The 12,962-nt window shown below is 63.4% G+C and carries 17 protein-coding genes and 1 tRNA gene; 9 read left to right on the top strand and 9 right to left on the bottom strand.

Features of this window, described 5'->3' with window-relative positions; genetic code table 11:
* Window positions 1–16: 16 nt before the first annotated feature.
* The 5 genes from GVL04_RS12645 to GVL04_RS12625 form a co-directional block, all read right to left on the bottom strand.
* Complete coding sequence (locus GVL04_RS12645) at window positions 17–649, bottom strand: DUF4232 domain-containing protein (protein ID WP_159704831.1); 633 nt, start codon at window positions 647–649, stop codon at window positions 17–19.
* 104 nt (window positions 650–753) lie between these two features.
* Entirely contained in the window at window positions 754–1,491 is a 738-nt protein-coding gene (locus GVL04_RS12640; RefSeq protein WP_159704828.1) for a YcnI family protein, read from the bottom strand.
* A 121-nt stretch (window positions 1,492–1,612) separates the two neighbouring features.
* On the bottom strand, window positions 1,613–2,233 hold the full coding sequence (locus GVL04_RS12635) for a hypothetical protein (RefSeq protein ID WP_159704825.1): 621 nt from the start codon (window positions 2,231–2,233) through the stop codon (window positions 1,613–1,615).
* 150 nt (window positions 2,234–2,383) lie between these two features.
* Window positions 2,384–2,941, bottom strand: coding sequence for an SRPBCC family protein (locus GVL04_RS12630; RefSeq protein ID WP_159704822.1), 558 nt, complete (start codon window positions 2,939–2,941; stop codon window positions 2,384–2,386).
* A 165-nt stretch (window positions 2,942–3,106) separates the two neighbouring features.
* Complete coding sequence (locus tag GVL04_RS12625; RefSeq protein ID WP_235036268.1) at window positions 3,107–3,418, bottom strand: hypothetical protein; 312 nt, start codon at window positions 3,416–3,418, stop codon at window positions 3,107–3,109.
* A 326-nt stretch (window positions 3,419–3,744) separates the two neighbouring features.
* On the opposite strand from GVL04_RS12625, the gene GVL04_RS12620 reads away from it, so the two are divergent.
* Together GVL04_RS12620 and GVL04_RS12615 are read left to right on the top strand one after the other, a co-directional pair.
* The gene (locus GVL04_RS12620; RefSeq protein ID WP_235036272.1) at window positions 3,745–4,440 is read left to right on the top strand and encodes a hypothetical protein; all 696 of its coding nucleotides are present in this window, start codon (window positions 3,745–3,747) and stop codon (window positions 4,438–4,440) included.
* A gap of 60 nt (window positions 4,441–4,500) precedes the next feature.
* Window positions 4,501–5,298 (top strand): hypothetical protein, encoded by a 798-nt coding sequence (locus tag GVL04_RS12615; protein WP_159704819.1) that lies wholly within the window; start codon window positions 4,501–4,503, stop codon window positions 5,296–5,298.
* A gap of 365 nt (window positions 5,299–5,663) precedes the next feature.
* Here GVL04_RS12615 and GVL04_RS12610 read toward each other — a convergent pair.
* Window positions 5,664–5,753: transfer RNA gene (locus GVL04_RS12610), tRNA-Ser, on the bottom strand.
* A 138-nt stretch (window positions 5,754–5,891) separates the two neighbouring features.
* On the opposite strand from GVL04_RS12610, the gene GVL04_RS12605 reads away from it, so the two are divergent.
* Genes GVL04_RS12605 through GVL04_RS12595 form a run of 3 tightly spaced genes read left to right on the top strand, consistent with a single transcriptional unit; the run spans window position 5,892 to window position 8,300 of the window.
* Window positions 5,892–6,893, top strand: a complete 1,002-nt coding sequence (locus GVL04_RS12605; RefSeq protein ID WP_159704816.1) for a zinc-binding alcohol dehydrogenase — start codon at window positions 5,892–5,894, stop codon at window positions 6,891–6,893.
* A gap of 3 nt (window positions 6,894–6,896) precedes the next feature.
* Window positions 6,897–7,295, top strand: coding sequence for a 6-carboxytetrahydropterin synthase (locus tag GVL04_RS12600; protein WP_159704813.1), 399 nt, complete (start codon window positions 6,897–6,899; stop codon window positions 7,293–7,295).
* Entirely contained in the window at window positions 7,296–8,300 is a 1,005-nt protein-coding gene (locus GVL04_RS12595) for a glycosyltransferase family 4 protein (RefSeq protein WP_200846836.1), read from the top strand.
* On the opposite strand, the gene GVL04_RS12590 is transcribed toward GVL04_RS12595, so the two are convergent.
* The 3 genes from GVL04_RS12590 to GVL04_RS12580 are packed head-to-tail and all read right to left on the bottom strand — an operon-like array spanning window position 8,297 to window position 9,681.
* A complete protein-coding gene (locus GVL04_RS12590; RefSeq protein WP_159704810.1) occupies window positions 8,297–8,695 on the bottom strand; it encodes a hypothetical protein in 399 nt (132 codons plus the stop codon). The two genes, GVL04_RS12595 and GVL04_RS12590, sit on opposite strands and share 4 nt — an antisense overlap.
* 48 nt (window positions 8,696–8,743) lie before the next feature.
* On the bottom strand, window positions 8,744–9,124 hold the full coding sequence (locus GVL04_RS12585) for a VOC family protein (protein ID WP_159704807.1): 381 nt from the start codon (window positions 9,122–9,124) through the stop codon (window positions 8,744–8,746).
* A 23-nt stretch (window positions 9,125–9,147) separates the two neighbouring features.
* A complete protein-coding gene (locus GVL04_RS12580) occupies window positions 9,148–9,681 on the bottom strand; it encodes a nucleoside deaminase (protein WP_159704804.1) in 534 nt (177 codons plus the stop codon).
* 22 nt (window positions 9,682–9,703) lie between these two features.
* Between GVL04_RS12580 and upp the strand changes: the two genes are divergently transcribed.
* The 4 genes from upp to GVL04_RS12560 are packed head-to-tail and all read left to right on the top strand — an operon-like array spanning window position 9,704 to window position 12,960.
* On the top strand, window positions 9,704–10,339 hold the full coding sequence (upp, locus tag GVL04_RS12575; RefSeq protein ID WP_159704801.1) for a uracil phosphoribosyltransferase: 636 nt from the start codon (window positions 9,704–9,706) through the stop codon (window positions 10,337–10,339).
* Between the two features lie 46 nt (window positions 10,340–10,385).
* On the top strand, window positions 10,386–10,763 hold the full coding sequence (locus GVL04_RS12570) for a VOC family protein (RefSeq protein ID WP_159704798.1): 378 nt from the start codon (window positions 10,386–10,388) through the stop codon (window positions 10,761–10,763).
* A gap of 45 nt (window positions 10,764–10,808) precedes the next feature.
* Complete coding sequence (locus GVL04_RS12565; protein WP_159704795.1) at window positions 10,809–11,522, top strand: HAD-IA family hydrolase; 714 nt, start codon at window positions 10,809–10,811, stop codon at window positions 11,520–11,522.
* A 52-nt stretch (window positions 11,523–11,574) separates the two neighbouring features.
* Window positions 11,575–12,960, top strand: a complete 1,386-nt coding sequence (locus GVL04_RS12560; RefSeq protein ID WP_159704792.1) for an aminotransferase class V-fold PLP-dependent enzyme — start codon at window positions 11,575–11,577, stop codon at window positions 12,958–12,960.
* Window positions 12,961–12,962 lie beyond the last annotated feature (2 nt).

The raw sequence follows: 12,962 nt of genomic DNA, 5'->3' as shown, positions 1-12,962 counted from the left end.
GGCCGTAGGGAGAAGGTCAGACTGCCTGGAACGCGGTGATGGTCAAGAGCTTGATGCCGGCGTTGCTGCACGCGTCGTGGGGCTCGGCGATGAACAGCGATGCGGTGTCGTTAGGCGGGTAGATACGGAAGCCGGCCGCTGGGACCTTGGTGCAATCGCCGTAGTTTCCGGCCTGCGTGTAGCGGATTTCAGCCCACGCCGACTTGCCCGGGGCCAGCTCGATCTTGGTGACAGGGGTGGTGGTCTCGCGGGTTGCCGGTTCGCCGATCGGCTCACCGCTGGCATCGGCGGTCAGCGAGACACCGGCGAAGCCCTCCAGGATGCAGGCGGTGCTCCCGGAGTTCGTGAGGATCAACTTTTCGTAGATGCTGCCGGCCGCTCCGCCGCCGGTCGAGTCGGTGGCCACAGTCAATGACGCAGCTTTGCACAGGGCGGAGTCTGCGGACGTGGCAGTGGCCGACGACGATGGCGTCGTTGTAGCCGTTGCAGAAGGTGAACTGGGCGTCGCCGAGGCCGACGGAGTCGAAGAGGTGGGCGGGGCACTACTCGTTCCCGCCGGGCTGGGGCTGGGCCCGCAGGCCGCTAGAAGCAGCAGTGAAGCGGCTGCCGTCGTCGTCACAAGTCCGGTTTTGATGCGCTGAGTCCACATGGGCACCAGCCTTGCCTCGGCCGTGGCGTGAGTCAATTGAGCCACGGCGAAGAGCAAGGATTGGCGCCCGGATCGTGATCTTCCGGGCGCCAATCCTGAATTTGCTACTTGGTGTCAGCCTTGGCCGCGGCTGGCTTGGCGGAACGGCTGCGGAAGAATGCAGCACCGCCCAAGCCCAAACCAGCGATGCCGGCGATCAAGCCTGCCCAGCTGCGTGCCTGCGAGCCGTCGTCGGTGACCGCGGAGGCCTGCTCGGTGGAGACTGTTGTGGCAGCGTGGTGGTCGCCTTCCGCGGCAGCGGGGGTGATGGTGACCGACGGTGCCGGGGCCTTGAGCTCGTGCTCATCCTGCCCTTCCTTGGCGATCTCGGACCAGTCAGTCTGCCCCTGCTCGCAGGTCTGCAAAGTGGGGAAGTAAATGGTCTTTCCCGCTGCATCCGGCAGCTTGACCGACAGGACCAGTGCATCGCGCAGGTGCGGATCCAGCGGTGCCTTGGCCGTGTACACGATCTGGCTGGTCCGTTTGGTGATGGTGGTGCCGTCATCCAGCTTCTTGGGTTCGGCGAGGGTCTCTGTCACCTTCTCTACGGTCCAGTTCGGGTTGACAGTCGGCTGGGCGTCGTTCAATTCCTCGGGCAGTGAGATGGCTACTTTGGTGGTGCCGAAGGTATCGCAACCGTGCGGGATGCCGAACGTGACCAGCGCGTAAGAGTTTGCAGCAGTCTTGTTGGGATCTGCCCCAACATGCGCTGAGGCTCCGGCCAGGCCGGCCATCATCAGGGCGGCAGTTCCACCGGCAACGGCGGTGGCGGAAAGGGTACGACGGAGGGTGGACTTTTTCATGGGATTGCCTTTCGGGGGCGCCGGTTGTGCGGCGCGAGGGTACGGGTTTGGGGCCCGTCACCATGCAAAGGCTTTGCGTTCAGGGCGCGCATCGTTGGCGCGCCTGGGGTGCCGGGCGGAACTAAGGAAGTACGACGACGGCGGGCGGGCCGCGCCGGCTGTCCTGCCGTAGGTTCCGCCAAGGGCGGGGGATGAAGACGTCGGGCGTGCCTGGTGCGACAGGCGAGGCGCCGGCGTCGGGCCTGAACACCAAAGTGGGCAGGGCGAACAAGGGCCGCAGCCAGGCTGCGAGCTGCCAGAGGGCGTCCTCGCCCTTGGTCAGAATGACGGCAGAAGCAACGGTAGCCAGGACGTGGCCCACCAGCATCATGGCGCCAAAAGCTGTCCCGAGCTCATGGGTGTGCGTCGTTGCGATATCCACACCGGGGCTTAGGGATTCGCCGCCGAGGTGGTGGTTTGCTCCCGGGCCGATGGCCGTGATGGGGGTCAACGCGGTGAAGGCCTCGTGAAGAGCCAACTGTCCCCCGCCAAGGAGGCCTGCCATGGCAACGAGGTTCAGCTTGAATCGGGTAGCCAGTGTGGCAACCAGGGCCGTCAGCGCTACGAGCGCCAGCAGGACCGGAGCTGTGGGCAGAGTTCCTCCACCCACGACGTGTGCGCCTGCAGCGAGGAGAACGATGACAAGGGAGATGGCACCCGACCGCAGCGCATGGAAAGGAGCCCGGGTCCGCGATGTGCGCACTGGTCCTCCCTCAGTTCCATAGCTGCTTGATGTTGGCGTCTTGATTCTATCGGGAGTTCGGGGCCGAGCGGGTCTCGGATGGGTGGCTATGTGAATACTTGCGCCGAGGGGCGGGATCTCGGGGCTTTGGAAAAGCCAAAGGGTCGGGAGCTAACCCTTCGAAGGCCGGACGAACGTGGGTTTCGGCGGCTCGGGGACTTTCGCTCCTGCCCCTGCACGTCGACGGCGGAGCTCAAGTTTGAGGCTCTCCTCGCCGCTCGCCATAGCCCAATGATGGTTGGCAGAGAATGCCGGTTTGAAGAGCCAGCTCAGCCTCCGCAGCAAGGGCTTGGCTGCGCTGACCCGCCAGTCGTAGGTGATGACAACCTCGGGACCGTCGGTTTCAAAAGTCCAGCGGCCCGTCCCGTTGAGGTCACCTTGGGCGGAGAGTGCGAAGCCGTCGAGGGTCACAGGTTCGGTAATGCTGAGTCGCCATCTCAGTGTGTAGGGGAGCCAGCCCTTGGTGTGGAGGTCGAAAGAGGCGCCAACACCGTCGGGGCCGCCCTGGGCCACGGGCGTCACTGTGAGATAGACGGAGGGCCACCATTGCTTGAGCGTCGCGGCGTTGCCGAGGACGCCCACTACCTCTTCACGCGTCCCGGCCACGCGCCACTCAGTGACGAACGCGTAGTCGGTGCTTTTGGTTGTCTTTCGTGTTGACCCGGCCATTGTTGCCTCCGCGGTCCTTGCTTGTTCCGAGGGTGTCGTGCGGCATCCGGGGCTAATCTACTCCTGGCTGCGCCGAGGGGTTAGATCTCATGCCTTTGAAAGTGCTGGGATCTAACCCCTCGGCGTTTCTGGGGCGTGGAATCCAGCCCCTCGGCGGTGGGAGGGTTACTCGCCCGCGTTCTCCCGGGAGGTAATGCCGAAGGGCGCGGACTGGAGCTCGGTGAAGTTTCCGACACTGGCGCGCACGGTGCACTGTGGCGTGATCTGCAAGGCCGTTACCGTGAGTCCCGAGCTGTCCACTGCCAGCGCCCCGCCACAACCGTCGGCGAACCGCACTCCCTTTTCACCTCCGGTGACCGCGTCGAGCATCTGTGACGGCTTACCTGAGGCCGGGCTGACGTAGAGCGGGTTGAGTTCATCGGCTCCGCCGGCCCATACGGGGACCAACGTTATTTTCAGGGGGCTGGGCGTTACCACCCGGGCGGGCGCCTCAGGCCTATCGAGCACAATTGGCGCAGGCGCCTCTGCGCTGCCGGGGCGGCTTCCGAACCTCACCCAGAATGGTGTGGACACATTGCAGCAGATGCCCTATTTTGCGCCTCGAACCTTGAATGGCATGTTCAATCCCAACCAGACGAATACTGTAGGTCTGTGGAATGGTGGCGCCATGGGTGGCGCCGTTGGATTCGGTGGGGATCTCTTGCAAGGCCGTCTTGGCTGGTGACAAAGGGGATTCAAGAAAGTTGGTAGTTGTGACAAAGAATCGGCGGAGCCCTTGGAGAGGCTTCCTGATCTTCAGTGGGGTGGTCTTGCTGGCCACGCTCTCTGTGATGGTGTTTGTGCCGAACGACAGAGTTCTGCTGGAGGTCGGGTCGTTACTTGTCGGTCTGGCTGCGGGTGCCTCGTTTCTTCGATTTGGCGTACCCCGGCAGTGGATGGGTTCCGTTGTTCTGGTTTTGTTCGTCGTGGTGTGGTTCGTCTTGGGCGTGTCTGGGTATGCCTGGTTTGGCGGCTTCCTCGCGGGAGCGTTAGCAGGTTTGGCATGGGGACGTGCTGCCAGGAGCCGAACGAGGGTCCCGGCGGCTCCTTGGACGGTGGATAAGCGTGGATTTGGTTCAGCGACGGAGGCCTGGCGGGTGGCGGATGAGGCCCTGCATTCCCTGGATGGGGCAAAGCGCGGGCGTTTGACGGTCGAGTACGGCTCAGCGCGTTTTGAAGTGGCTGGTGGTGTTGAAGCAGGAATGGTGTGTCACCGGAATGCTGTTGCTGCTGATGACGGTTCGTGGGTGGTGTTGGTGCATCCCGCTGGACGAACGGACCAGTCCGTGGAGGTTCCCATGGGTGGTTTGAAGGGGTTAATGCCGCTGTATCTGGTTCATAACTTGGACTCGGTTGAACGGGCCTTGGCTGATTTCTTCAGGAACCCCACGATGTCATCCTTTGGTCCGGAATGGCGGACGGGCGACGTGGCCGAGGCGACGCGGCTGACAGGCCGTTAGGACCATGTTCCGGGCCGGGTAGGGTTCCTGGCTTGAGGAAATTCGGTATCAGGGAAATTAGTGGACAACCAAAAATCGACTCGGCTGAACGCCGCCTGCGGTCCTCGTGAGTTCTGGCTGCGAATACTTATTCCGGCGGTCCTTCTCATCGTCCTATTGATGGTTCTTATCGGATCAAGGCCAGGCGACGACATGGTTCCGGCCATGTTGATCGTTGGAGTTGGGCTTTTGGCGAGTGTCGCTGTGGGGCTTACGACTGGTGCTGCGGGACCAGCTTGGGTGATCTATCTTCTGATATCGATCGAAGTGGCTGTGCTGCTCGTGCTTCCGGCCCCTTGGCGTGAGCTCGCCCAAATGTGCGTCCCGGTATCTGCCATCGGCTTTCTCATGGGAAGAGAGATTGCCTTCCTTCTCTCTGCCAGGCATCCGAAATATTCGCCGACTACTTGGGTTGTGACCGGCGAGCCAGTCGCGGACGTGAGAGCGGCTAAGCAACGAGCGATTTCCCGTCTGCGGACATGGGACAGTCTTCGCGACGGGCGTTTCATTGTTGCCCTCGGTCATCGACGGTTCGAGGCTTGGGGTGATCAGGGGGAAGGATTTGTGGTCCATGTTGCTAATGATGATCGGGATCTCTCCACAACGCATGTCCTTAACCGGGTGCCTCATCAGGATGGGGAAGTCTCAGTGACGCTGGATGGGCACGGGTTGGTTGGCTGGGTGCCCCGCAGCGTCAAAGTCCCCACATCGGTGGCGGAACAAGCTCTCGATGGATTTTTCGAGACCCAAGGGGCAAAACCTCTAGCCGGATGGGATTGGGAAGGCGGCGCACAAGCTCAGGAGTTGCGCTTTCTCTAGAAGGCGGAAAACGAACTCGGAGTCTGCGCCGCGTCTTGCGAGCTGTGTGGGCCTATCCACAAGGATTACGCGGACGGCTCACTTCAGTCCATGTGGCACGGTTGCTGGGACAGTCGTGCTTCGTACACCGGCCGTAACTTAGAAAACACGGGCTCAGTAAAGTGGGGCCACGAGGCGTTGACGAGCGCACCACCACCCTGGATCTACGAGGCACCGCAATTGTGTGGGTCATCAGCATTGTCACGAGCATTCTCGTGGCGATGCTGGCGCCGTGACCGTTCGCATGGATGAGGGACGTCTCGCTCCAGACATGAAGAAAGGCCCTGCTTCCCTCATAAACAAAAGGGAACCAGGGCCTTTCTCATTGGCGGTGACGGTGGGATTTGAACCCACGTTGGCTTTTACACCAAACAACATTTCGAGTGTTGCACCTTCGGCCGCTCGGACACGTCACCAACTGAAATAGGCTACCCGAGATTGGCCCGGTTCCCCAAAACGAGCCCCCACTGGACCACCCCGAAAAGCAGGCGGCGCACCGCTCGATCCGCGCCAGCTTCCGTCCGCGGCGCCCCAACGATAGATTCATAAGCATCATGACTATCCCGCGCGAAGAAGAACACGAGGCCCACGCCTACTGGATCACCGAGTCAGGCCACGGCGAGCTGCGCCCCGAGACGATCACCGCTCCGCAAGAAGGAGAGGCCCTCGTCAGGACCCTGTATTCGGGAGTCAGCCGCGGCACTGAGCGCGTGGTCCATCAAGGCCGCGTTCCGGAGCGGATCGCTGAACGGATGCACGCCCCGCACCAGGAAGGCGATTTCCCGGGCCCGGTGAAGTACGGCTACTTGAATGTGGGGACGGTAGAGCAAGGACCGGAAGATTGGCTGGGGAAAACAGTCTTCAGCCTGCATCCCCACCAGGACTTCTACGTCGTCCCCACGAGCCAGCTCACGGCAATCCCGGAGGATGTCCCTGCCCGCCGTGCCGTGCTCACGGGCATCGTCGAAGTCGCCATCAACGCCCTCTGGGAAGCCGGGCCGAGGCTGGGAGACAGGGTCGCCGTCGTTGGTGGTGGTCTGGTGGGTGGCGTCCTGGCGACGCTTCTGCGGAAGTATCCGCTCGGTCGACTGCAGCTGGTGGATGCGGACCCGGAGAAGCACAAACTGGCGAAAACCATCGACGTGGATTTCGCCCTGCCCCACAACGCGAAAAGCGACAACGACATCGTCTTCCACTGCTCCGCCTCCGACGACGGCCTCAAGCTGAGCCTGCAATTGGCCGGAGACGACTCCGACGTCATCGAGCTCTCATGGTTTGCAGACAAGGAAGTCACCCTGCCACTCGGCGAAGACTTCCACGCTCGCAGGCTCAACATCCGCTCCAGCCAGGTCGGCGCAGTCGCCCTTCCGCGAAGGCACCGGCGCAGCAACGCCCAGCGCCTGCAGGAAGCGGTGAACCAGCTCAAAGACCCGCTGTTCGACACGTTCCTGAGCAGCGAATGCCAGTTCCAGAACCTTCCCACCACACTCGTTAAATTGTTTGAACGGCCCGGCGGTTTCTGCCATGTGGTCGCTTATCCCAACCCGGAGGATTAGTACATGTTCAGCCTGACCGTCCGACGTCACTTCATGGTCGCCCACAGCCTTCCCCGCGAAGCCTTCGGCCCAGCGCAGGGCCTCCACGGGGCCACGTTCGTTGCCGAAGTCAGCTTCCGCCGTCCGGATCTCAACGACGACGCGATCGTCCTGGACATTGGCGCGGCGGGCGGCATCCTTGAGGAAATCCTGGAAGACCTGAACTACAAAAACCTGGATGAGCACCCGGCGTTCAAGGGCAAGCTTTCCACCACTGAAGCTCTCGCCAAGCACATCGCCGACGCCATGGCCGCCCGAATCCAGGACACCGCGGACGGCCCGGCACTCAGCGGCATCGACGTTGTCCTCCGCGAAAACCCTGACGCGTGGGCTGGCTACTCGCTGGAGCTTCCGGTCCAGTAAGTGCAGATCCGCTTTCTGGTCCCGGGGAACGTCCGGCACGGCTCCGGGGGAAACAAGTACAACGCCAAGCTTGCCGGGCACCTGACCGCCTTGGGCGCCACCGTTGAGACAGTAACGGTCGACGGCGATTGGCCGGTTGGCAGCCCAGCGGATCGGCAGCGGTTCTCTGACATGCTCGACGGCGGTGCAACCGTGATTGCCGACGGTTTGGTGGCGAGCGGGGCACCGGAGGAGATTGCCGCCGCGGTCAATGCCGGGACCAACGTGTGGATCCTGTCGCACATGGCTTTGGCGGACCACCATGACCTTGAGGCCAAGGCGTTGGTTGCAGCTACGGGAGTCATCTCCCCGAGTGCCCACGCCGCAGCTGAGCTGGAGGTGAGGCACGGCACGCAGAACATCGTCATTGCCACGCCTGGTGCGGAGAAAGCGGACGTCTCGGCAGGTTCAGAGCCGAAGCACATCGTGGCCGTCGCGGCGTTGCTGCCCAATAAGAGCCAGGAACTTCTGGTGCACGCCCTGGCCACCCTGCAAGACGTTGAGTGGACCGCCGCCCTCATCGGCTCGGAACAGGCTGACCCGAGCTACGCCGCCGAGGTGAGGGCCGCCGTCGAGCATTACGGGCTCGAGAACCGCATCAACGTGACGGGGGAACTGACCGGGCCGGCCCTGGAGGACCAGTGGCAGAGGGCGGACCTCAGTGTCCTCCTGTCGCGCTCCGAATCCTTCGGCATGGTGGTCACTGAATCGCTGGCGCATGGCGTTCCGGTTCTTGTCCGGCAGGGGACAGGGGCCGTTGAAGCCCTCGGCAGTGCGGACGCGGGTTTGGTGCTGGACCTGGGAGACCCCAACAACCTGGCCGACACCCTCAAGAACTGGCTCACCACCCCCGTCCTCCAAGAGCGCTGGCGCAGCAACGCACTCCAAGCACGGGAACACCTCCAAGGCTGGGACGCCACCGCGGCCACGGTCCTGAGGGCCCTGGCCGCACCGGACGCAGGCTAAACCACAAAGTTTGCTGTGGCAGCGGTAGAGCAGGCGGAAGGATCGAACGGGGGATCCCACTCCACCTTGGCGGTCGTCTTCGCAAGGGGCGTGGTGGAGCCCGTGAGGTAGACCGTTACTTCCATGGTTTTTGTTCCGGCGGCAATCCATAGGGGGTTGTCGGCCACAGCGGCGTGGCGCTTGGTGTCAGAGTCCGGCGTGTACACGCATGCTTCCTGCCCCGGACAGTTGACCGTGTACTCCAAGTTTTCCCACGACGTGCCGAGCCGGGAAAAATCGATACTCACGTCAGTGCGCCGAAGCATCGAATCACAAGCTTGCTGTCCGCATGCCGTCACCGTGCCGGCGACCACCACGGCAGCAAGACCAAGAGCTGCCCACGACTTTTCGAGCATGGGCCAGTCTAAGCTCAACCGTCGGCCGCGCGGGCAAAACGGTCAGACTCAGACCGAACCGTACGGCCGGGTAATCGCTTCAAGGAAGTGTCCGTCGGGGTCACAGAAGTAGATCCCGCGTCCGCCGTCGTTGTGGTTGATCTGGTTCGCACGGGATCGGGCAGGGTCGGCCCAATAGGGGATGTGCTCCGCGGTGATCCTCAGGAAGACCTGATCGAATTCCTCTTCGCTGACCAGGAAGGCATAGTGCTGCGGTGCGATGTCCCCGGAGGCCTCGAGGAAGTCCAGCGCTACCCCGTTCTCCAATGCCACGGTGACGAAGGACCACATGGGCTGCGGCTTGGGCAGCCCAAAGATTCGGGCCAGGAACTCCGCCGAGCGGTGCTTATCCGTGGCGTAGACGATGGTGTGGTTGAAAGAGATTGTCATGGATTTCTCCCTGTATGAATGGGTCAGGCCGGGCGCTGCTCTCCTCCAGCCACCCGGTGGGAGGCAAAGAAGTCCCTCAGCAGGACCGCGCATTCCTCCTCGCGGACGCCGGCGTAGACCTCCACCCAGTGGTTGAGGCGGCGCTCGCGGAGGATGTCGAACACAGATCCCGCTGCTCCCGCCTTCTCGTCCCACGCGCCAAACACGACGCGGGGGATCCTGGCCAGGACGATAGCCCCGGCACACATCGCACACGGTTCCAACGTGACCACCAGGGTGCAATCCTCAAGCCGCCAGCCGTCTCCATCGGCGCCCGCTTCCTGGGCGAGCTGGCGCAGCGACGCAGCGGCTTGGCGGATGGCGACGACCTCCGCGTGGGCGGTCGGGTCCCCGAGCGCTTCCCGTTCGTTGCGCCCGGAACCCAGCACGCCGCCGTCGGGCCCCAGGACGAGGGCACCAATGGGTACGTCGTCCGTTTTCAGCGCCAGCCGGGCTTGGTCCAGGGCAAGGCCCATCCAGGCCATGTGTTCTGCGTGATACGGCTCGGTGGCGCTCATGTCTCAATGATAGTTTTGGGGGATGCGCACACTCGTCGTGGACCACCCGCTGGTCGCTCACAAGCTCACCGTTCTGCGGGATAAGAACACCCCTTCACCGGTCTTCCGGCAACTCACTGAAGAACTCGTCACCCTCCTGGCCTATGAAGCCACCCGTGAGGTCAAGACGCAGCCAGTCGAGATCGAGACCCCCGTCACGAAGACCATCGGTACGGCCTTCACCAAGCCCACTCCGCTGGTCGTCCCCATCCTGCGTGCGGGCCTTGGCATGCTTGAGGGCATGACCAAGCTGGTCCCCACCGCCGAGGTCGGCTTCCTGGGCATGGCCCGCGACGAAGAAACACTGGACATCATCACCTACGCCGAGCGCCTCCCCGAGGACCTCACCGGCAGGCAGATTTTCGTCCTGGACCCCATGCTCGCTACCGGCGGCACCCTGCGCGAAGCCATTAAGTTCCTCTTCAAGCGCGGAGCTTCCGACGTCACCTGCATTTGCCTGCTGGCAGCTCCGGAAGGGTTGTCCAAGCTGGAAGAAGAGCTCTCCGACGCCAACGTGAAGATCGTCCTTGCCTCGATTGACGAGAAGCTCAACGAGAAGTCGTACATCGTGCCCGGCCTGGGCGACGCCGGCGACCGCCTCTACGGCGTGGCCGGCTAAAGGGAGCCCCTACCGGTTTCCGTCGCGTCCCGTTAGCCTGTGGCGCATGGACTGGAAACTTGAACTGGTGTTTGTCCCTGTGTCCGACGTCGATCGCGCGAAGGACTTTTACGTCAACAAGGTTGGTTTCAACGCGGACTTCGATGAGCGTCCCATGGACGGCATCCGCTTCGTGCAGCTGACACCGCCGGGTTCGGCCTGCTCCATCGCCATCGGCGAGGGCCTCAGCGATGCCCCTCCCGGAACAGCACCGAGCCTCCAAGTGGTAGTGGCCGACATCAACAAAGCCCACGAGGACCTCAAAGCCAACGGCGTGGATGTCAGCGACATCGACGTCCAGGATTGGGGTCACTTTGTCTATTTCGCGGACCCGGACGGCAACAAATGGGCCGTTCAGTACCTTCCCCAGCGGCCGAACGGCTAAGTCACACTTCAGCACCACCCCTTGAGTGTGCGGCAGGATGGAACCATGAGCCATCCTGCCGAACACGCTGCCCACGCCGAAGCCGCTCAGCGATCCGTGCTGACAGTCCGTGCCGTCCTCTTCGACATGGACGGCACCCTCGTGGATTCAACAGCGATCGTCGAGCAAGTGTGGCTCGAGTTCTCCGAACGATACGGCCTGGATTTCAACGAGATCCTGCGCACCTCGCACGGCGTCCAAGCCGGCGATACCGTGCGTCGCTATGCGCCCGCTGGTGCTGATTTCGAAGCTTTGACGGCCGAGCTTGGCGAGATGGAGCGCTCCCGGACAGATGGCGTGATCGCCCTTCCCGGGGCCGAAGCCCTGCTGGCTGGACTTCCTGATGACGCCATCGCGTTGGTCACCTCCGCTGACCGCATCCTTGCCGATATCCGCATGCAGGCGGCCGGGCTCACCATGCCGTCCACAGTGGTCACCGCCGAGTCCGTCACCCGCGGCAAGCCGCATCCCGAGGGATATATCAAGGCGGCGGCGCTTCTGGGAGCCGACCCGGCCGACGTCGTGGTTTTCGAAGACGCGCCCGCCGGTATTGCCGCCGCGCGCGCCGCGGGGATGCGGACCGTTGTGGTGGGCAAGGCCGCTGCCAGGCACAATGCGGAACTTGAACCGGGCATGTGGCGGATCCCGGACTACTCTGCAGTGACGGTCACCGCCGTGAAGGACGACGACGGCGGGCACCTCCTGACACTGACCCTCTAGCCCTTTTCTGCCCGGCCTGTTCCAAGCGGTGAACCGGGCGTAGGCTGTGCGCATGTCTGCGATGCCGGAGGCGTACGGTGCTGCATTGGAGCGGGCCATGGTCCACGCCGGTGATTGGCTTGCGTCGGTCCCCACCCGTTCTGTCCGCCCTTCGTCCGACGCCGATCAGGTTGCCAAGAGCATCCTCCCGCGTCTCCCTGACGAAGCCACTGATGCCGCCGAGGTAGTTGATGAGCTCGCTGCCTTGGCTGAGCCCGGCCTGATGGCGATCCAGTCCGGACGGTTCTTCGGGTGGGTCATGGGCGGAACCCTGCCTGCTGCGATGGCCGCTGATTGGCTCGTCTCTGCATGGGATCAGAACACGGGCCTCCGCTTCGCCACCCCGGCAGCCGCTGCCATCGAGGAATCAGCCGCCGCTTGGCTTCTGGACCTTCTGCACCTTCCCGCGACTGCCGACGTCGGATTCACCACCGGGGCCACCACCGCCAATTTCGTTGGGCTGGCGGCGGGCCGTCAGTACCTGATGGACGAAGCAGGATGGGACCTCGAGGCGCTTGGCCTCAATGGCGCCCCACCCATCACCACGTTTGCGGGTCGTGAGCGCCATGCCGCAGTGGATCTGGCATTGCGGTACCTCGGTTTGGGGGCGTGCGTTCCTGTTGCCGCTGACGACGAAGGCCGGATTCTTCCGGAAGCGCTGGCCGACGCCATGGATCAGCAACCAGGACCGTCGTTGGTCTGCCTCCAAGCAGGCAACCTCCACTCCGGCGCCTTTGATCCCATGGAGGAAGCCATCGCTGTGGCCCACGATCGCGGAGCGTGGGTGCACGTGGACGGCGCTTTTGGCCTGTGGGCTGCTGTGAGCCCAAAGCTGCGAGGGCGGCTGGCCGGAGTGGAGGACGCGGATTCCTGGGCAACGGACGCCCACAAAACCCTGAATGTTCCCTACGACTGTGGTCTGGCAATCGTTTCCCGTCCGGAATCCCTCAGGCGCGCCTTCAGCGTTCACACCAGCTACTTGATCGCAACCGAAACCGGACTGGGCGATCCGCTGGAGAAAGTTCCCGAGATGTCCCGCCGGGCACGTGGGATCCCGGTGTGGGCCGCCCTCCGCCAGCTGGGCCGATCCGGTGTCATCGCCATGGTGGAGCGACTCGCGGCGAACGCCAGCGCATTGGCCGAAGGCCTCGCCGCGATCCCTGGCGTGGAGGTCCTTAACGACGTCGTGTTCACCCAGGTCTCAGTGAGCTTCGGCAGCGATGACCGCACACACCGCATCACCCAACGGCTCATGGACGAGGGCGTGGTGTGGATGTCCGGGTCTTCATGGCGCGGCCGCGACATCCTCAGGATCTCGGTGAGCAACTGGACCACCGACGCCGGGGACGTTGCTGCGTCAATCGCCGCCGTTCGTGGTGCGGTGGAAGCGGAAGCCTGAGG

This window comes from Arthrobacter sp. 18067, from assembly GCF_902706295.1.
Classification (GTDB): domain Bacteria; phylum Actinomycetota; class Actinomycetes; order Actinomycetales; family Micrococcaceae; genus Arthrobacter.
This window is presented reverse-complemented; position numbering and strand designations above follow the sequence as displayed.

Excerpts from the sequence above, each read along its gene's own strand:
- upp (WP_159704801.1), top strand. The coding sequence starts at position 9,704 with ATGCGCACACTCGTCGTGGACCACCCGCTGGTCGCTCACAAGCTCACC.
- GVL04_RS12560 (WP_159704792.1), top strand. The coding sequence starts at position 11,575 with ATGTCTGCGATGCCGGAGGCGTACGGTGCTGCATTGGAGCGGGCCATG.
- GVL04_RS12570 (WP_159704798.1), top strand. The coding sequence starts at position 10,386 with ATGGACTGGAAACTTGAACTGGTGTTTGTCCCTGTGTCCGACGTCGAT.
- GVL04_RS12585 (WP_159704807.1), bottom strand. The coding sequence starts at position 9,124 with ATGACAATCTCTTTCAACCACACCATCGTCTACGCCACGGATAAGCAC.
- GVL04_RS12590 (WP_159704810.1), bottom strand. The coding sequence starts at position 8,695 with ATGCTCGAAAAGTCGTGGGCAGCTCTTGGTCTTGCTGCCGTGGTGGTC.
- GVL04_RS12565 (WP_159704795.1), top strand. The coding sequence starts at position 10,809 with ATGAGCCATCCTGCCGAACACGCTGCCCACGCCGAAGCCGCTCAGCGA.
- GVL04_RS12605 (WP_159704816.1), top strand. The coding sequence starts at position 5,892 with ATGACTATCCCGCGCGAAGAAGAACACGAGGCCCACGCCTACTGGATC.
- GVL04_RS12640 (WP_159704828.1), bottom strand. The coding sequence starts at position 1,491 with ATGAAAAAGTCCACCCTCCGTCGTACCCTTTCCGCCACCGCCGTTGCC.
- GVL04_RS12600 (WP_159704813.1), top strand. The coding sequence starts at position 6,897 with ATGTTCAGCCTGACCGTCCGACGTCACTTCATGGTCGCCCACAGCCTT.
- GVL04_RS12630 (WP_159704822.1), bottom strand. The coding sequence starts at position 2,941 with ATGGCCGGGTCAACACGAAAGACAACCAAAAGCACCGACTACGCGTTC.
- GVL04_RS12580 (WP_159704804.1), bottom strand. The coding sequence starts at position 9,681 with ATGAGCGCCACCGAGCCGTATCACGCAGAACACATGGCCTGGATGGGC.
- GVL04_RS12645 (WP_159704831.1), bottom strand. The coding sequence starts at position 649 with ATGTGGACTCAGCGCATCAAAACCGGACTTGTGACGACGACGGCAGCC.